Origin of the sequence: Candidatus Nitrosopumilus sp. SW, assembly GCF_006740685.1 — an archaeon.
Taxonomy (GTDB): domain Archaea; phylum Thermoproteota; class Nitrososphaeria; order Nitrososphaerales; family Nitrosopumilaceae; genus Nitrosopumilus.
The window spans coordinates 675,999-694,449 of sequence record NZ_CP035425.1; the positions used below are offsets into that span (position 1 = coordinate 675,999).

The window sequence follows — 18,451 nt, forward strand, 5'->3', positions numbered from 1 at the left end:
AGTAAAATGAATTCTAAAATACGATTCGGAGTTATTGGATGCTCATCTATTGCAATGAAATCAGCCATTCCAGCAATTATTGATGGAAAAAATTCAACATTGAAAATGATTGGTAGTAGATCAATTACAAAAGCTAGAAAATTTGCAAAAAAATTTTCTTGTTCAGAATTTGGGAATTATGAAGATGTATTAAAAAATGATAATGTTGATGCAGTATACATTTCATTACCAATGAATTTGCATGAAAAGTGGGCAATAAAAGCGGCCAAATCAGGAAAACATGTACTATGCGAAAAATCAGCAGTTTTATCACATAATTCTGCTAAAAAAGTCATAGCTGAATGTAAAAAGAATAATGTTAGAATTATGGAAAATTTTATTTTTAAATTTCATCCTCAACATAAAAAAATTTTAGAACTTATTGCAAAAAATACTATTGGTGATATTCATACTATTTCTGCAAAATATGGATTTAATTTTTCACATATCACAAAAAATTTTAGATTTAATAAAAAACTTGGAGGGGGCTCATTAAATGATGTTGGATGTTATTTAATTTCAGCATGTATCTTTATCTTTAAAGATATTCCAGTATCAGTATGCTGTAATTTAGATATTGATAAAAAATCAAAAATCGATATTAGAGGTAACATATTGTTAACTTTTCCAAATAATAAAACTGGATTATTATCATTTGGTTACGATAATTATTTTCAATCTACATATGAGATATGGGGAACAAAGGGAATCATAAAATCTGAACGGGCATTTAATGTTACAAAAAATATGAAAACAGTAATTAATTTATTCCAAAATGACAAAATTAAAAAAATTACAATTCCTCCAGCAAATCAATTTCAGTTAGCAATTGAACATTTCTGTACTACAATACAAAAGAATGTAATCACAGATAATTTTGAAAAGGATATTCTTGATCAGGCATTAATAATGGATGTAATTAGAAAAGCGTCAGCAAGAAATTCATTTATGAAAATAAAAAGTTAAACAATTTTTGGTTCGGGTGTAGGAATGATAAATTTACCTCCATTTTCTTGAAAATTAGAATTATTTTTTATAATCTCATCTGAAAAATTCCAGGCTAAGATCAAAGCATAATCAGGTTGATCCTCCAATAATTTTTCATCAGAATATACAGGAATATGCATTCCTGGAGTAAATGTACCTATTTTGAGAGGATTTCTCTCAGTAACATAAGATAAAATTTCAGAATCTATTTTACAATAATTCAAGAGTGTATTTCCTTTAGCTGGTGCGCTAATTGCAACAATTTTTTTCCCATCTTTTTTAAGATCATGTAATAATTCCATCAGTATTTTGCGATGATGTTTTACTGAATTTGCAAAATTTTCAAGTCTTTTTCTTGAGTAAATTTCCTTTTTAGTTTCAAGTTCTAGGTAATTAGAAACATTATTTGTAATCTTTCTTTTATTTTTTCTACCAATAAAATATCTCAAAGTACCACCATGAATAGATTGTTCTTCAATATCAAAAATTTCAAAGTCAAATTTTTGACAAAATTTTATCATGGGTTTTACTGAAAGATATGAAAGATGTTCATGATAGATTGTATCATATTCTAAATTTTCTAATAAATTTACTAAATATGGTGCTTCAATCACAATTAATCCATCTTCAACTAAAAGTGAATCAGCAGTTTTCATAAAATCATCAAGATCATCAATATGAGCAAAAACATTGGTACCAGTAATAACAGAAACTTTACCATATTCATTAAGAATTTTTTTTATCAATTTTCCTGAAAAGAAATCTATGATACTATCTATCCCTTTTTTGATTGCAATATTTGCTAATTTGGAAGATGGTTCGATTCCTAAAACTCTCATTTTTTTTGATTTGAATGCATCTAAAAGGACTCCAGCATTACTCCCTACATCTATAATTAGTGAATTTTGCTCTAATTCAAATTTTTCACAAATTTCAATGCCCATTTTTGTAAAATGATCTCTACCGGTTTTGGTGGTAGATGAATCATAAGGATAATCCTGATTAAACATAAGCTCGGGAGGAACTACATAACCAAGTTGGCACAAACCACAGTTTTGGCAGGTATTTACTGTTAATGGAAAAAATGTTTCAGATTCTTCTAATTGTTTAAGAGTTAGAAAATTATCAGCAAGAGCAGAAAAACCTAAATCTAAAAATTTTTGAATATTACTACTTTTACACATTCGACAATTAGTTTTTTTCATATCTTTACACTTTTTTTGTACTTCCTAATCTTTTTTCATTCATTTCATATCATCTTCCAACAAATATTCTCCAATCTGGATTTTTCTAGGGGATTTTTTCCCAATTATGTCGAAAAAATATTGTGCAGATAAGCCTTTTTCAGGTCCTTTTACCTCAATATTTTCTTCTGAAAAAATTTCCCCCTCATCAATATCAGACATACAGACAATACTCTTAGATACCACCTCTCTCTGAAGAACTTCTGCTCGAGTCATTTTTTTTATTGGTTTACCTTTAGCTTTTTCAGATAACCTAATCATAGTTACTAATTCTTTGAATTCATTTGGTTCTAATGAAGATGAATGATCTAATCCTTTCATTTTTTTATCAAGTGTGATATGTCTTTCTATAACTACAGCACCAATATTTGCAGCAGTTAGACTACCTATAATTCCTATTTCGTGATCACTGAAGCCTATTGGAACATTGAATTTTTTTGCATATTCTGGAATTAAACTTACATTCAAAGATTCTATAGGAGATGGATATGTACTATTTGCATGAAGCAAAATAAATGGAATTTCTAGTTTTTTGACAAAATTAACCATTTTTTCAATTTCTTCTATTTTGGACATACCTGTAGATATGATCATGGGTTTTCGTGTTTTTGAAATATATTTGATAAGAGGAAAATTAGTCATGTCACCAGATGCAATTTTGTATGCGGGTGTGTTAATTTGTTCTAAAAAATCTACGCTAGGAATATCCCAGGGAGTACACAAAAATGTAATTTTTTTTTCTTTACAATAATTTACAATATCAAAATAATCTTCTTTGCTTAATTCCACTTCTTTAAGTTCAGCAAGTAAAATTTCAAATCCCTGACTTTCAATATTTGGATTTTCTAATGCTTCTTTTCTATACAAACTTTGAAGATTTCTTTTTTGAAATTTTACTGCATTCGCTCCTGCATCAACTGCCACATCAATTAACTTTTTTGCAAGAGTTAAATCACCATTATGATTCACACCTATTTCTGCAATAATATAACATGGATAATCAGCACCAATTATTTTATTTTCAATATTAATTTCACTTTGATGACTCAATTTTCTCCCTATGATCACTTAATTTTTAAGAATTTTTTGTTTAATTATGTTTTTTGATTGAAGGTAGTTTCATTGACCAAATTGTTTTAGGCAAAGAACCATCCATATGTTTTTGATAGTCATCATTTTCAATTTTTGTGTTAATTATGTCACATACATTTTCAAAGGATTGAAGTGTTTTTTCAACATCTTGTTCTGAATGAGAATAACAAATGTATGATGCACCTAAAATAGACATGAAAACATTTTGTTTAACCATTTCTTGTAAAATAAAAGACTTCATAGATAAAGATTCACTACCAGAATTATTAAAACATCTAAGATCCATACGTATTGGATAACCTGTCATTTTTGCATTAATATTATTTTTTTCAGAAATTTTATTCCAACCATCAAACAAAATTTTTCCAATTTTCCAGCAATGTTGAATGGTGTTTTTTTCTTTCATTTCATTGATCACTGCTTTTGTTCCAGCCATAGACAATGTTTCACTATTATTTGTAGAAGAAACCCACAAGTCATCAAAAGTTTTCATAAATTCAGACGTACCTGTGACTGCAGAAAGAGGCAATCCATTTGACATTCCTTTTCCAAAGCATACTAAATCACCTTTAATTCCAAAGTATTTCTGTGCACCAGCCAAATCAAATCTAAAACCAGTAACTATTTCATCTAAAATTAATAATGAATCATTTTGATCTGCTAGTTTTCTTACTTTTTGCAAAAAATTATTTTTAGGTTCTTCAAATTGTGTAGGTTCTAACACTATTGCTGCAATTTTATTTGGATTATCATCAAATATCTGTTCTAATCCATCTGAATCATTATAATCAAAAATTTTGATCAAGTCTTCATTAAATTTAGGAACACCTCCATCTCTGCTAACCATTGCAGCTTGCCAATCATGCCAGACGCCGCCAGTTCCACAATATGCAATCATATCTTTTTGTGTAAATGCTCTTGCAGCTCTAACTGCTGCAGTAACAGCATTAGAACCTGATTTTTCAAATTTTACCATGTCAGCAAATGGAATAGTCTTACAAACTAATTCTGATAATTCAACCTCAATTGTATGAGGTAATGAAAATAAAATTCCTTTATCTAATTGATCTTTTATTGCTTGGTTTACAATACCATAGTTATAACCCAAGGTAATTGGTCCTAAAGCCATCAAATAGTCCAGATATTCATTTCCATCAACATCTGTAAAGTGAGAACCATTTCCAGATTGTATGTATAGGGGATAAACATTCTCTATGAATGAAGTTGCAGCTCGACTAAATGTACCGGTTAAATGCGGAATCACTTTTTCAGCACGTTTCTTGTATTGAGCAGAAATATTCAGATTTATTTTTTCATCAGTCAAAAAAGACACCTTATTAATTTGAAGAAATTTTTAGGGATACTTCATCCTTTGCAATACAAACTGGACAAATTTTATTCCATTGTTCATCATGATTCCATTGTTCAAGACCGGTTTGCTCATATCTCTGATGAGCCATTTGTAACATTCTTCGAGTATCATGTTTATACATAAAGCGTTTAAGTGCAATTAATTCAGGAATTGTGAAATATTTACTAATTGTGGCAGTATACAATGTTGCATCACCACATTCTTTCATAAATTTATCTAATGCATTGAATTTCCATTCATCGATAGTAGATTTTTCTATTGAGGGATTATTTTGAGCAAATTTCAATCTCTCATCGTATTGTTGTAAAACAAAATCTTTGTTGTTAAAATAGATAGGACTTCCAACATAAGGAGTGCAAATGAAGGGATCTACTTCAATATTATTTTTAATCCAAAAAGTTACTGTTTCTAATAAATCGTTTATGTCTTCATGAGGATTTCCTATCATAAAAGTTGTAAGAGGTCGTAAGTTTATTTTTTTAATTTCATCAATTGTTTTTTGGAGATGCATTTGTGTTTGACCTTTTTGAATATCAACTTTCAAAACTTTGTTTGAAGCAGATTCAAACCCAAATGAAATATAACTACATCCAGCATCTTTCATAGTTTTTAGTAGATCAGGATTAGTTGCTACACTTGGAGCATCACCAAGAGTTCCCCATTTAACAGATTCTGCTAAACCTTCTTTAATGTACAAATCACAGAATTCTTGAGTCCATTTTCTATTGCTAGTCATATTTTCATCTAAAATACTAAGAAAATCAATGTCAAATTTTTCTTTAAGGAGTTTAACATTATCTACAGCATATTTTGGGGAAGGCCATCTTGCTGGTAGTTGGAAAGTATCGTTTGCTTTATCAGTGATTCTAACAATTTTTTCACCTTCAATTCGATCACCTTTTCCATAGATATTTTGTAAATCAATACGAGACATTCCATTATGAGAACAAAATGTGCATCCTCTCGGACAACCTCTTTCCCAAACTGCAGTAGCTCTCTTTTTAGAATTAAAAGCTTCTTTTGAATAAGGATATGATGAATATCGAAAATAAATATCCATTTCAAATAAATCATAATTTGGGTAAGGAACTACATCTAAATTAGGAATTAATGCTCTTGGCTCAGTAAATTTGATTTCATTTTTATCTCTTAAACATAATCCTTTGACATTTTCAAAATCTCGAGTTCCATTTTTAATTTGATCATAAACCTCTGAAAATGTTTCTTCACCTTCACCAATGCAAATCATATCAATATCTGGAACTAACTTTAAAATTTCATCTGGATTGTAAGTAGCCCAACCACCACCAGTAATTATGGTAGAATTAGGACAAATTTTTCGTATAAATGGAATTAATTGTTTTAATCTACTATACATTGTTGTCAATCCTCCAATGCCAATCAGATCCCAATCAGCCAAGAGAAGTTCTTTTTTTATAAAATTAGAAGAAAGATAATTTCCACCATTATTCATTCTTAATGCATTAAGATCTAGTATTGCTACTTGTCCACCTTTTTGTTCAACAATTGATGCAAAAATTCCAGCCCAGAAAGGAAAATCAAATGGTTTATCATCTAAACGAATTTCTGGATGAATTAGAAGAACATTCATTTGAAATAAGATTAGAAGTCTTTAGTTAAATACATTTGTAGAATTTAAAATTTTTTTATATTATTGATCAAAATTTTTTAAAAAATCTGTGAATGGCATACAATGAATTTTTTCACCAAATAAAGAACCACCCTCTGTTGCGTTAATTGTTCTAATCTCAGAAGGTGCACGGGAAATGAATTCCTTAAGTGCAGAACTGTAATATTGGAAAATAGGGTCTAAGATACATGTTGAATTAAATTCAGGATTATGAACTTTAGGAAATAATTTTTTAAAAAGTTCACTTTGTTTGTCGATTTTTGGAGCTTCAAACATCTGACCATGAGACATAATTGTTTCAATTGGATCATCTTCTTCCCACCCATGATTCATACCAATCAATGAAATTGTTGAACATCCAAGAATTTTCCAACCAACAAACCAACAAGAAGTACCAACATTACCACCAGTTTGAATAGCAGGTAAGCCTTTGTTTTTTTTAGTTCTAACCATTAATGAGGTAATATTATTAATTGATTTTTTTCCTTCATTATAATCAAATAATGTATGCAACCAATGAATTTTAATTCCATTTTTTCTAGCTTTAGAAACTGCATCTGGATGTGTTAATGTTGAAAATATTCCTTTAATTTTAGTACCAAATTTTTCAATAATTGGATCATCATATAATGTAGCTTGAATTTTATAAGGTTCAATTGTAACAACGAAAAAATTAGGAAACAGATCAGGGGTTACACCAGATTTTAAGACATTAATTAATGCACCATCTGTACAAATAATTGTTCCAGAATAATTACTTTCAATTAATTTTTGTAAATGATTGTTCTTTTTTAATGATGGACCTTTACCGATAACAATTGCAGAATGATTTGTCATGTCATAAGATTCATCATTAGTAGGATCTAAATCACGTGCAGAAGGTTCATTCCAAATATCATTTAGATTTAATGCAAAATTTCCAATCCATTCATCAAAGTCATTTTTATGAAAGAAATCATAGACAACTTTTTCCATGATTTGTTGCGAATCAGTTTTTGATTTTGAGCCAAAAACCCATCCAAGCCATTCATCCCAGCTTTTATTCTCAAATCCAGAATTCTTTTTTTCTTCAAGCAATTTGAGTAATGTAGATTCATTTATTGAGAATTCATTATTTTTTGACATAGAAAACCACGCATAATTAACAAAACGAAATCAAAGCTCATCAAATCCTAATTCATCGTCTTTTTTAGAGGATCTGAATACCATGAAAGAGCCTGCAGCACCTGCTTTTACAATAAAATCTTCAAATTCTTCTTCGGTAATTTCTTTATTTGATGAAGAGTCATCAGGTTGGTTTATTTTATTTTCCGAGTCATTGTTTTTTTCAATTTTAAAATTAGCTTTCAACTAAAAATAACATGTATTATTTCTATATAAAATTATTTTACTAAATTAATTGTGAAGGTTTTTTGAAGAACGGATAGACCACAAATTCCATCCTTTGGGAAGTGATTCTAATTTATCTTCATATGATGAAGTAGCGTTTTCAATTTCTAAATCTTTTTTAATTGAATCATCATCTTTAATAGAAAAATTTGCTTTCACAATAAGAAAATTGTATTTTTATATTTAAAGATTGATTTAGAGTTTTCTAAATATTGCGTTTAATTTTATACCCATTCCTAATTCACAGATTTTCTTTGGATCAAATAATTCAAACATTAGTTTGGCGTTTCCAAATTCCGGATTTTGAAAATTTAGCCAGTTTGAAATCCAGTTTAATTCTGATACGTAAGATTCGCTTTCTAATGGTTCATAACCAATCATTAATCTTTTCAGTTGTTCAATTCCATAGTGCATTGTATGATGAGGGCCTATGAAAATAGGTGAGCTGCCATGCATTATTCTAGCTGATAAACAATCACGATTATTAATTGCGAAGAAAAAAAGTCCACCTTTTTTTAGATATTTACTGAGATTGTCAATCACTTTTCGTGGCTCTAAAACATGATCAATGTAATCCCAACATGTTATAAGATCAAATTCACCTTCAAGTTTTATCGATTCTAAATTATCATCTAATACTTTATGGCCTTTTTTTTCTGCAAGTTTTCTTAGGGGGGTATGATATTCATGCCCAACACAATCATATTTTTCACTTGCCCAATCTAGAAATGTTCCTGATTGACTTCCAAAGTCAAAAATTCTTTTAATTTCAGAATGTTTGGATAAAGATTCAAAAACTATTTCGAATTTCTTTCTATCCATTTCATTGACTTGAATGTTTTCTTTATACTCACCGTATTGATCTCCTTCACCACCTTCTTCTAAATGTCCAAGTTTGTCATTATCTAAAATTTGAAGAGTAAAAATAAGATTACAAGAATTACATAACATGTGATCAAAACCATGTTTAAGAAACAAAAACTCAAAATTTTCAGAATCACATAAAGGGCATTTTTTTCTGAAAATAGTATATTCAGATTGGGCTTTACCAGTAAATGGATCAATGTATTTATTCAGCTCTAAAACTAATTTTCGATTTGCGTCTGCAGAGCCAGGCATAGAATCCCACATTTCTTTGCAAGTAAGCTTGCTAGAAAGTGAATAAATTTCATCCAATCTGGATCGTTGCATAAGGTTTAGTTCTACAAGGGTTTATTTAATTATAAATGTAAATTTCAAAAATAGAAATGGTTCAATTTGAGAAAATTCCATTAGAAAAAAGATACATAATAAAAGCACTGAAATTTGCTTTTAGACATCCTAAAACAGCATTTTTCTCGGCAATTTTAGGTATCGGTCCATATATGACACTAAATGAATATAAAATTGCAAAGACATGTTTTTCACCTAAAAATCCAGTTGAGGAAAGAATGATATCGTATAGTGATACATGGCAACACTTACCTACACTGTATCTCCTTTGTACATTAAAAAAACCAAAAGTTGTTTTAGAATTAGGATGTAGAACAGGAAATACAACATTGCCTTTGCTATATGCTGCAAGTCAATATGGGGGACATGTGCATAGTATAGATATTGAAACATGGCCTGAGTTAAAGTATTTTTTAGAAAATAACAAAGAATTGAAAAAGTTTTGGACCTTCATTGAATCTGACGATATCAGCCTCGAATGGAAACAAAATATTGATTTTTTGTATATAGATACTTCTCATACATATGAACACACATTAAATGAATTAGAAAAATATGAGCCGCTAGTAAATTCTGGAGGAACAATAGTTTTTCATGATATCTTTGAAGAAGATGTGAGTAAAGCAATATCTGATTATTTTAAAGACAGAAAAGATTTTAGATATATCAGATATTTTAATAATAATAGTTTGGGGATAATTCTTAAAGAATGAAATTCTTAAAAAATAATAAAATTTTATGTCTGTTTGAAGAGTAAGATGAAAAAATTATTTATTTTTGGTATGGGTGGCTTAGTTGGTTACAGAATTTCCATATTGGCAAAAAATAAATTTGAAATCTATGGAAGTTATAATGAACGTAATCCTCAATTTACTTTTGCGAGTGCTCAAAAAATAAACATACTCGAAGAAAATAAAGTAAAAAAAGCACTAAATTCCATTAATCCGGATTATGTAGTAATTACCTCTGCTTTAACTAATGTAGATTATTGTGAATCTCATAGTAAAGAAGCAAAAAAAGTTAATGTTGATGCAGTAAAAAACATTTTTGAAATATGTGAACAATTGAATTGCAAGGTAATTTACATATCATCGGATTCTGTATTTGATGGTACAAAAAAGTCACCATATCTAGAAAATGATAAACCTGAACCAATTAATTATTATGGAAAAACAAAATTAGATAGTGAAAAAATTATTTTGAAAAATCCAAATAATCTAGTCGTTAGAGCTAGTGTACTTTATGGTTGGCTCCCAAGTTATTTGTCAAATATTCCATCAAGTTCAATGAAAGACAAAAATTTTGCTCAGTGGCTTATACAAAAATTAATGAATGAAGAGAGTGTAAATATTATTACTGATGAAATTAGCTCACCAATATTAGCTGATGATTTGGCAAAATCTATTATTCATTTAATTCGTGAAGGACATCAAGGATTATTTCATTCTGCACCATCTATTCAAATCTCTAGATTTGATTTTAGTATAAAAATGGCAAAACATTTGAGTTTGAATGAAAACCTTATTCATCCTGTTTCAAATAAAGAATTGGGAAGAGATGTAACAACAGGAAACAACAAGTGTTTAGACTCAAAAAAAATTCAAAAAGAAACAGGTTTTACATTTTTAGATCTTGATGAATCATTTAATAAATTAAAAAATAACATTGAACAAGATTTTTAAAAATAAAAATTAAGAATTAGATTTTTCCCATTTTTTCCAGTCATAGTCATCAAAGGAAATATTTTTCATTTCATTGTCATTAGGTCTCCATGCGACATCAGCTAAAACAAGTACAGATGAAGTATTTGAACTCAAATTAATGTGAGCAGATGCAATATTTTTCGGAACCTGAACTAGTATTGGATTATCTTCTCCAGATTCTATTTCTTGATATGTGCCATCATTTTTTCTAATGATAAATGCTATTTTTCCCTTAATACACACAAAATATGTTGTTCTTTTTGTATGTAAGTGAGGACCTTTAATTTCTCCTGGTTCTACATTAGTCACATATATCATCTTAGGCTCATATGGGATAATTTTGTCCCAATCTCTCCAAATTACCATTAAGGAACCATTTACATGACTGTCTTGTATGTCACGAGTTTTGTATTCTTCCAATTTTATACTATCAATATTCTCAGGATTCATCTATCAAAATACAGACATTAGTCATATTTAGTTTTGGTAAATTTAGTATATCAAGAATAGAAAATTAGTTACGAATTTTAACATAAAACAATTCTTTTAAATTCATTGAATTTTAAAATAGAATCAACAGAAAGAGAATGAGACTATTAGTAACTGGAGGATTAGGTTTTATTGGAAGTAACTTTATTTTATATACATTAAACAAATATCCAGATTTTAAAATAATTAATTTAGATGCAGAATTAGTAGGATCAAACAAAAGAAATTTAGAAAGTGTAAAAAAACTAAAAAATTATCATTTTGTTAAAGGTAATATTAATGACATACAAGTAATGAATAGATTAGTAAAAAAATGTGATAATGTAATTAATTTTGCAGCAGAATCACATGTTGATAGAAGTATCTCAGGTCCAAAGCCATTTCTTGATTCTAATGTTATGGGATTACAGACTTTGTTAGAATCAATACGCAAATATGATAAAAAATTAATTCAAATTTCGACTGATGAAGTATTTGGAAGTTTAAAGAAAGGTAGTGCAAAAGAATATGATTCGTTTAATCCTGCAAGTCCATATGCTGCATCAAAAGCTGCAGCAGAGATGTTAGCAAAATCATATGTTAAAACATATGGTTGTGACATAATGATTACTAGATGTACAAATAACTATGGACCACGTCAATTTGAAGAAAAACTAATTCCAAAAGTAATACTTTATGCTAAAAAAAATAAAAAAATTCCAATCTATGGAAATGGTAAGAATATCAGGGATTGGATTTATGTTGATGATCATTGTAATGCTCTGCTTAAAGTATTTTTTAAGGGGAAGAAAGGAGAATCATATAATATTTCAGCATCAAATGAATTATCAAATATCCAAATTATCAAGAGAATTTTACGAATTATGAAAAAATCAACAGATTTAATGAAATTTGTGCCGGATAGATTAGGTCATGATTTTAGATATAGTTTAGATTCAACGAAAACTAGACAAAAATTAAAGTGGGTACCTAAAGTAAGTTTTGATATAGGTTTAGAAAATACAATTAAATGGTATTTGAACAGAAAATGGTGAATTGAAAGGGATAATTTTACATGGCGGATATGGAACAAGATTAGGACCACTAACGCTTTCGGGACCAAAACAGCTTTTAAAAATTGCAAACAAACCAATGTCGCAATTTGCTCTTGAGGATATTAAAAATTCAGGAATTAATGAAATTGCAATTGTAATTGGAGATGTATATCCAGAAAAAGTCAAAAAGTATTATGGAGATGGAACTAACTTTGGAGTAAAGATAACATATGTATTTCAAGATAAGCCAAGAGGCATTTCACATGCAGTAGGATTATGTAAAGAATTCGTAGGAGATGAAAAATTTGTTGTGTATTTGGGAGATAATATTATGAGAAAAAATCTAAATGAATTTGTTAATAAATTTTCTAGTTCATCTCACGATTGTATGATATTATTATCAGAAGTTGATGATCCATCTAGATTTGGTATTGCTGAATTCAAAGATAATAAAATTCATAAAATTATTGAAAAACCCAAAAATACTGATTCAAATTTTGCAGTGATTGGAGTATATTTTTTTACAAAAAAAATTTTTGATATTATCGAAAAACTGAAACCATCATGGAGAGGAGAGTTAGAAATAACAGATGCAATACAACGATTGTTAGAAGAAGGATACAGTATTGATTATGAAAGAGTTACAGGATGGTGGAAGGACACAGGCACTCCAAAAGATATAATTCATGCAAATAAATTAATTTTAGAAAATCAAGAAAAACAGAATCAAACAGAGATAAACAAAAATTTTCATGGAAATGTAGTAGTTGGAGAGAATTCATCATTAAGTAAAGATTCTTTAATTTTTGGTCCAGTGAAAATTGGAGAAGGTTGTGAAATTGGACCAGATGTTATTTTAGGTCCAAATACAAGTATTGGAAATAACGTAATTCTAAAAAAATGTAGAGTTGAGAATTCAATAATTATGGATGATTGTAAAATTGATGGAAAAATTTCATTGATAGACAGTATAATTGCACAAAATTGTGAAATTATTAAAGACAATAAACAAGAAAGGCAGTTATTATTAGGAGAATTTTCTAAATTAAAGTTATAATGAGAAGTATAATTAATGACATTAATTTTTACATATTCAAAAATTTTCTAAGATGGTAAAATGAATCTAACAAGTATTATTATTTTAAACTATAATGGAGGGGAACATCTTTTAGAATGTGTAGAATCGGTTTTTAAAACTAAAGATATCCCATTAGAAATAATTCTAGTAGATAATAATTCTCAGGATGGAAGCCAGATGGAATGTAAAAAAAAATTTCCAGAAATAGAATTAATCCAAAATCAAACTAATGAAGGGTTATCAGCAAGGAATTTGGGCATAGAAAAATCAAGAGGAGAATTTATAGTCTTTTTAGATTCAGATACAATTGTAGATACAAATTGGTTGAATATTTTATTTGATAGTTATAAAAAAAATGGTCCAGGGTTTTACCAACCAAAATTATTGTATAAGACTAAAAAAAACGTAATTAACAGTGCTGGAAATATGATAAATATTTTCGGATTAGGATATTCAAGAGGCAAGGATGAAACAGACAGAGGGCAGTATGAAGAATTCGAAATGGTAAGTTATACATCAGGTGCATGTACTTTTTCATCTTCAGAAATTATTAAAAAAGTTGGCAAGATTGATGAAATATTTTTTGCTTACCATGATGATTTAGATTATGGATGGAGAGGGTGGCTTTTAGGAATTCCATCCTATTATGAACCAAAATCAACAGTATATCATTTAGGGAGCCCAACCTTGAAATGGTCTGGGAAAAAATTTTTTTATTTAGAACGTAATAGATGGATTTGTATTTTAACATTATATTCAATTAAAACACAGCTCAAAATTTTTCCATTTTTAATAGTTTTAGAAATTGGAATATTTTTTTATTTGTTATCAAAAGGTCTTGGAAAAAGTAAGATATCATCATTTATTTCGTTAATCAAGCTATGGAATAAAATCAGAAAAAGAAGAGAAAAATTTTCAAAGATAAGAAGAAAAGATGACAATTATGTAATAGAAAAATTTGTAAGTGATTATCAAATACCAACAACAATACAAAACAATGAATCACAAAACATGCAAAGAAAAATGATCAATGGGTTAAGTAATCTAGCAAAAAAAATTATTTAATTAAAAATTAAATTAATATAATTAAAAATCGTTTATATGTTAAATTTTACATCAACGATTAGATGAAACCCAATATTTTGTTTTTTGTTATTGATTCATTTAGAGCAGACAAATGCTTTGGATCACGAAAAAATTCTAAGATACCAAACATTGAACATCTAATAAAGAATGGAGTTTATTTTAAAAATGCAATTTCTTCCTCAAATAGTAGTAGTCCAGCATGGCTAAGTTGGTTTACTGGCTTATATCCATTTAATACTAAAAAAAACGAAACTTATCAAAAAATTTCTGAATCAACTCATAGTTACATAAAGGATTTAAAAAAATCAGGATATCATGTTTATTCTACCATGCCAAAACCAGCTGAATATTTAGGATTTACAAAAGATTTTGAAAATGATGATTCATCATTTCCCATACATTCAAGATTACATAATGGTCTTGGAGATTTGATTTTTGGAAAAATTCATAAAAAAGAAATACAAGAACCATGGTTTTATTTTGTTCATATTTTAGATTTACATTCACCCATAAATCCACCAAAAGAATTTGATGATGATAAATTTGGAAGAGATTCGTATGAACGTACAATTTCATCAATTGATTCATGGATTGGAAAAATTATCAAACATATTGATTTGGAAAAAACTCTAGTGATTGTTACAGCTGATCATGGAAATTTCATTCCAATAAATGCTAATGTGAATAATTTAGAAATTAATAGAAATGAAATGGATGTTAAACTATGGCAATTAGAAGACAAAATTCCTAAATCATTAAGAAGTGTAACTAGAAATTTTGCGAGATTTATTGAAAAAAGAAGACAGATAAAACGTCAATCAAAAATAAAAAATTTAGATATGAAACCATTTGAAAAAAGAAACTTGTTGTATTCAGATTTATTTACAATGTTTAATCCCAATTCAGAACACAATTTTCTATTTGATGATATTGTAAAAGTTCCACTGATAATGGCAGGATATGGGATCAAAGATCATAAACAAGTAGATGTACAAATTAGAAATAGTTTAGATATTTTTCCTACTATTTTTGAACTAATAGGAATAAAACTAAATGAAAAAGTAGATGGAAATAGCCTTATTCCAATTATAGATGGAACAGAAGTAAAAGAAAATCCAGTATATATCGAGGGACATACAAATGCAAAAGATAATTCAAAAAATGTGATTGGTGTAAGGACTTCTAGATACAAATATTTTAGAATAAGAGATGAAACGTTGGAAGATGCATATTTGTATGATTTAGAGTCAGATCCATTAGAAGAAACAAATGTAATTAACACTAGTAGAAATATTGCAGAAAAAATGGAAGAAGTTTTAGTACAAATACAAAAAAATTCAAGTGACATTATAGAATTTGAAGAAATTAGTGATCAAGAAGCTAAGGATGTTGAAGACGAGTTAAAGAAGCTAGGATATCTTTAAGAAAATTTGAAATAACAAAAATCAGTTATCATAGTTGATTAATACTAATTCATACAATGAAATAAAAGGTTCCATACTCTAGATAATTTATTGGTTAAAAAAAGTGTAAGAGTTGGAATTTCATTAAGAGTTGTTGATGCACCAAATTACAATGAAAAGAGAGATGCACTAAGTCAGGACTGGATTTTTTTTCTTGAAAAATTAGGTGTAATTCCTGTTTTTATTCCAAATAACATGTCGGATGTAAAGGATTTTCTTAAGGAAATGAATATTGATGGATTAATTCTCTCCGGTGGAGATAATATCGGGGATCATCCAGAGCGTGACAAAACAGAAAGAAATGTTATTGAGTTTGCCATAGAATCAAAAACGCCTCTCTTGGGAATATGTAGAGGAATGCAAGTCATAAACAAATTTTTTGATGGAAATGTTGTCAAAAATAAAAATTCTAAACACGTTGGTAATGTTCATCAAATAAAAATTTTAAATCTAATTTCAAAATTGTTTGATGGTGAAAAAATTCTGGTGAATTCTTTTCATAATAATATAATTCCAAAAGATATGCTTGGTAGTGAACTTAATTCGTTTGCAATCTCTACAGAGGATAACACAGTAGAAGGTTTCTTTCATAAAAAATTACCATTTAGTGGAATTATGTGGCATCCCGAAAGAGATCAGAATGAAAATAATTTGTTAATAGTAAAACAACTTCTAAAACTTCAATCAAACAAATCATGAAATCTATTATTCTAGCGGCAGGAGAGGGGAAAAGACTTAGACCGTTAACTGAAAATATTCCAAAATGCTTAGTGAAACTTTTTGGTAAAAGTTTGTTAGAACAGCAAATTGATACTTTTAAGAAATGTAATATTTTTGATATATCTGTAGTTACGGGTTACAAAGCTGATTCAATAAAAATTCCTGGCTTGAAAATTTACAAAAATAGTGATTATTCATCTACAAATATGGTAGAGACTTTATTTTGTGCAAAAAATGAGATGGTGAGTGAAGTAATTGTATCATATGGAGATATAATTTTTGAGTCTAGAGTATTGGAAAAGTTGATCGATTCTGAAGATGATGTTTCTATAATAATTGATAAAGAATGGGAAAAATATTGGAAAATTAGATTTGATGATCCTCTCGAAGATGTAGAAACATTACTACTTGACAAAAATAACTATATTCTAGACTTGGGGCAAAAACCAAAATCACTTGATGAAATTCAAGGTCAATATATAGGGTTGATGAAGTTCCAAGGCAAAGGACTTGAATTTATGCTAAAGTACTATGATGATGTAAAAGGAGAATTTGAGAATACAGGAAAAAATTGTCTTAATCCTAATTTAGAATTTAGAAAATCTTACATGACAGATTTTTTGCGTGGGATGATTTCTGAAGGATGTAAAATAAAAGGAATTCCAATCAATAATGGTTGGCTTGAAGTTGATTCAGTTAAAGATTTTCAAACGTACTCAAGAATGTATGATGACAAAACATTAAACCCGTTTTTTTCTATAAATTCTTGATTTGAAGCCAAACATTATCTTTGTACTTTTGGATGGTTCCAGATGGGATCGCTTTCATATTAGTCCCGAATTAACGGAACTACAAAAAAGAGGGACTTTACTAAATAATGTAATTACAGCAATTCCTTATACGTTTGGTTCTATGAATGTAATATTCACAGGACTATATGGAAAAGAAAATGGTGTTGATGCTTATTACAAAATGTTTAAGCTTAAAGATTCTGTTGACTTTTTACCCGAATTACTAAAAAAAAATGGATACTATACATGCTGTGATGTTATTACCGATAAAGTAATTTCAAAACGTGGATTTGATGTTCATCAAGCACATGATGAATACAATGACGATCTTACAAAGAAACATCCGGATCTCATTCGAGAAGCATTTAATTCTTCCAAGGGAAAACCTGTTTTTTGCTTTTTACAATTTAGTCGTATACATACTATTACAGTATCAGAAATTCTCAAAAAATACAAGTGGGATAACAAAGAATTCTACGAAAAAAAATCTGAAAACATAAAAACATATGATAATGTTTTTACTGAAGCAGGAATATATGCAAAAAAAATCTATGAAACAGTAGATGATTTGGGTAAACTAAATGAAACAATTTTGATATTTTTTGCTGATCATGGAACTGGTGTCGGGGAACGATTTGGAGAGAGAAATTATGGTGTTTTTACATATGAAGAAACAATAAGAACACCTTACTTGTTTATTGGTCCTCATATTCCCAAAAACCGAATTTCTGAAGGTCTTGTAAGTACCATTAACATTTTTCCCACATTGTTAGAATTAGCTAGTATTAATTATAATTCCACTAATATTGGAAAAAGTTTTGCATCCTATCTCCTTGGAAAAAATGATTTGGAAGAAGATGAATTTGCTTTTTCTGAAACTGGAGGACTTCAAGGTCCATTTCCTTCCCCAAAAGAACCAAATGTATTTTGTGTAAAAACAAAAAGAAACAAGTTAATTTTCTTTAAAGCAACTAACGAATGGAAACTTTTTGATCTACAAAATGATCCTTTAGAACAAAATGATGTTTTTGAAAAAGAAATTCAAACTTCTCAAAAATTAAAGAATACTCTATTAAAATGGATTCAAAGATAGAAATTTTT

19 protein-coding genes are annotated in these 18,451 nt (G+C 28.5%); 10 read left to right on the forward strand and 9 right to left on the reverse strand.

From position 1 onward, the window contains the following. Positions 1-6 precede the first annotated feature (6 nt). Positions 7-1,005, forward strand: coding sequence for a Gfo/Idh/MocA family protein (locus tag Nisw_RS04220; RefSeq protein WP_141976788.1), 999 nt, complete (start codon positions 7-9; stop codon positions 1,003-1,005). Here Nisw_RS04220 and Nisw_RS04225 read toward each other — a convergent pair. From Nisw_RS04225 to Nisw_RS04255, 8 genes are read right to left on the reverse strand one after another with little or no spacing between them, the layout of a single operon-like run. Further along, entirely contained in the window at positions 1,002-2,231 is a 1,230-nt protein-coding gene (locus tag Nisw_RS04225) for a class I SAM-dependent methyltransferase (protein ID WP_141976790.1), read from the reverse strand. The genes Nisw_RS04220 and Nisw_RS04225 overlap by 4 nt on opposite strands. Before the next feature lie 39 nt (positions 2,232-2,270). Then, positions 2,271-3,320, reverse strand: a complete 1,050-nt coding sequence (locus Nisw_RS04230) for an N-acetylneuraminate synthase family protein (protein WP_185736671.1) — start codon at positions 3,318-3,320, stop codon at positions 2,271-2,273. A 40-nt stretch (positions 3,321-3,360) separates the two neighbouring features. After that, a complete protein-coding gene (locus Nisw_RS04235; protein ID WP_255430853.1) occupies positions 3,361-4,686 on the reverse strand; it encodes an aminotransferase class III-fold pyridoxal phosphate-dependent enzyme in 1,326 nt (441 codons plus the stop codon). A gap of 13 nt (positions 4,687-4,699) precedes the next feature. Beyond that, positions 4,700-6,346, reverse strand: coding sequence for a B12-binding domain-containing radical SAM protein (locus Nisw_RS04240; protein WP_141976794.1), 1,647 nt, complete (start codon positions 6,344-6,346; stop codon positions 4,700-4,702). A gap of 60 nt (positions 6,347-6,406) precedes the next feature. After that, a complete protein-coding gene (locus tag Nisw_RS04245) occupies positions 6,407-7,510 on the reverse strand; it encodes a 6-hydroxymethylpterin diphosphokinase MptE-like protein (protein ID WP_255430854.1) in 1,104 nt (367 codons plus the stop codon). 30 nt (positions 7,511-7,540) lie between these two features. Further along, the gene (locus Nisw_RS04250; RefSeq protein WP_141976796.1) at positions 7,541-7,735 is read right to left on the reverse strand and encodes a hypothetical protein; all 195 of its coding nucleotides are present in this window, start codon (positions 7,733-7,735) and stop codon (positions 7,541-7,543) included. Between the two features lie 45 nt (positions 7,736-7,780). Further along, positions 7,781-7,933 (reverse strand): hypothetical protein, encoded by a 153-nt coding sequence (locus Nisw_RS09140; RefSeq protein ID WP_185736672.1) that lies wholly within the window; start codon positions 7,931-7,933, stop codon positions 7,781-7,783. A 36-nt stretch (positions 7,934-7,969) separates the two neighbouring features. Continuing rightward, positions 7,970-8,965, reverse strand: a complete 996-nt coding sequence (locus Nisw_RS04255) for a class I SAM-dependent methyltransferase (protein ID WP_141976798.1) — start codon at positions 8,963-8,965, stop codon at positions 7,970-7,972. Positions 8,966-9,021: 56 nt separating this feature from the next. Between Nisw_RS04255 and Nisw_RS04260 the strand changes: the two genes are divergently transcribed. Together Nisw_RS04260 and Nisw_RS04265 are read left to right on the forward strand one after the other, a co-directional pair. Next, a complete protein-coding gene (locus Nisw_RS04260) occupies positions 9,022-9,699 on the forward strand; it encodes a class I SAM-dependent methyltransferase (RefSeq protein ID WP_141976800.1) in 678 nt (225 codons plus the stop codon). Between the two features lie 45 nt (positions 9,700-9,744). Then, positions 9,745-10,668: an SDR family oxidoreductase gene (locus Nisw_RS04265; protein WP_141976802.1), complete on the forward strand. Its 924-nt coding sequence runs from the start codon at positions 9,745-9,747 to the stop codon at positions 10,666-10,668. A 9-nt stretch (positions 10,669-10,677) separates the two neighbouring features. Here the strand turns inward: Nisw_RS04265 and Nisw_RS04270 are convergent, their stop codons facing one another. After that, the gene (locus Nisw_RS04270; RefSeq protein WP_141976804.1) at positions 10,678-11,139 is read right to left on the reverse strand and encodes a WxcM-like domain-containing protein; all 462 of its coding nucleotides are present in this window, start codon (positions 11,137-11,139) and stop codon (positions 10,678-10,680) included. A 137-nt stretch (positions 11,140-11,276) separates the two neighbouring features. Between Nisw_RS04270 and rfbB the strand changes: the two genes are divergently transcribed. The 7 genes from rfbB (at position 11,277) to Nisw_RS04305 (ending at position 18,443) form a co-directional block, all read left to right on the forward strand. Then, positions 11,277-12,212: a dTDP-glucose 4,6-dehydratase gene (gene rfbB / locus Nisw_RS04275; protein WP_141976806.1), complete on the forward strand. Its 936-nt coding sequence runs from the start codon at positions 11,277-11,279 to the stop codon at positions 12,210-12,212. Between the two features lies 1 nt (position 12,213). After that, complete coding sequence (locus tag Nisw_RS04280; RefSeq protein ID WP_141976808.1) at positions 12,214-13,269, forward strand: glucose-1-phosphate thymidylyltransferase; 1,056 nt, start codon at positions 12,214-12,216, stop codon at positions 13,267-13,269. 60 nt (positions 13,270-13,329) lie between these two features. Next, a complete protein-coding gene (locus tag Nisw_RS04285) occupies positions 13,330-14,355 on the forward strand; it encodes a glycosyltransferase family 2 protein (RefSeq protein ID WP_141976810.1) in 1,026 nt (341 codons plus the stop codon). A gap of 62 nt (positions 14,356-14,417) precedes the next feature. Beyond that, the gene (locus Nisw_RS04290; protein WP_141976812.1) at positions 14,418-15,800 is read left to right on the forward strand and encodes a sulfatase; all 1,383 of its coding nucleotides are present in this window, start codon (positions 14,418-14,420) and stop codon (positions 15,798-15,800) included. A 90-nt stretch (positions 15,801-15,890) separates the two neighbouring features. Continuing rightward, complete coding sequence (locus tag Nisw_RS04295) at positions 15,891-16,538, forward strand: gamma-glutamyl-gamma-aminobutyrate hydrolase family protein (protein WP_141976814.1); 648 nt, start codon at positions 15,891-15,893, stop codon at positions 16,536-16,538. Then, on the forward strand, positions 16,535-17,329 hold the full coding sequence (locus Nisw_RS04300; RefSeq protein WP_185736673.1) for an NTP transferase domain-containing protein: 795 nt from the start codon (positions 16,535-16,537) through the stop codon (positions 17,327-17,329). Before Nisw_RS04295 ends, Nisw_RS04300 begins: the two co-directional genes overlap by 4 nt. 1 nt (position 17,330) lies before the next feature. Continuing rightward, on the forward strand, positions 17,331-18,443 hold the full coding sequence (locus tag Nisw_RS04305; protein WP_141976818.1) for a sulfatase: 1,113 nt from the start codon (positions 17,331-17,333) through the stop codon (positions 18,441-18,443). Positions 18,444-18,451: the final 8 nt, after the last annotated feature.

What these genes read in the sequence shown, in the direction of transcription:
- Nisw_RS04220 (WP_141976788.1), top strand. Translation starts at nt 7, where the DNA reads ATGAATTCTAAAATACGATTCGGAGTTATTGGATGCTCATCTATTGCA.
- Nisw_RS04225 (WP_141976790.1), bottom strand. Translation starts at nt 2,231, where the DNA reads ATGAAAAAAACTAATTGTCGAATGTGTAAAAGTAGTAATATTCAAAAA.
- Nisw_RS04240 (WP_141976794.1), bottom strand. Translation starts at nt 6,346, where the DNA reads ATGAATGTTCTTCTAATTCATCCAGAAATTCGTTTAGATGATAAACCA.
- Nisw_RS04245 (WP_255430854.1), bottom strand. Translation starts at nt 7,510, where the DNA reads ATGTCAAAAAATAATGAATTCTCAATAAATGAATCTACATTACTCAAA.
- Nisw_RS04255 (WP_141976798.1), bottom strand. Translation starts at nt 8,965, where the DNA reads ATGCAACGATCCAGATTGGATGAAATTTATTCACTTTCTAGCAAGCTT.
- Nisw_RS04260 (WP_141976800.1), top strand. Translation starts at nt 9,022, where the DNA reads ATGGTTCAATTTGAGAAAATTCCATTAGAAAAAAGATACATAATAAAA.
- Nisw_RS04265 (WP_141976802.1), top strand. Translation starts at nt 9,745, where the DNA reads ATGAAAAAATTATTTATTTTTGGTATGGGTGGCTTAGTTGGTTACAGA.
- Nisw_RS04270 (WP_141976804.1), bottom strand. Translation starts at nt 11,139, where the DNA reads ATGAATCCTGAGAATATTGATAGTATAAAATTGGAAGAATACAAAACT.
- rfbB (WP_141976806.1), top strand. Translation starts at nt 11,277, where the DNA reads ATGAGACTATTAGTAACTGGAGGATTAGGTTTTATTGGAAGTAACTTT.
- Nisw_RS04285 (WP_141976810.1), top strand. Translation starts at nt 13,330, where the DNA reads ATGAATCTAACAAGTATTATTATTTTAAACTATAATGGAGGGGAACAT.
- Nisw_RS04290 (WP_141976812.1), top strand. Translation starts at nt 14,418, where the DNA reads ATGAAACCCAATATTTTGTTTTTTGTTATTGATTCATTTAGAGCAGAC.
- Nisw_RS04300 (WP_185736673.1), top strand. Translation starts at nt 16,535, where the DNA reads ATGAAATCTATTATTCTAGCGGCAGGAGAGGGGAAAAGACTTAGACCG.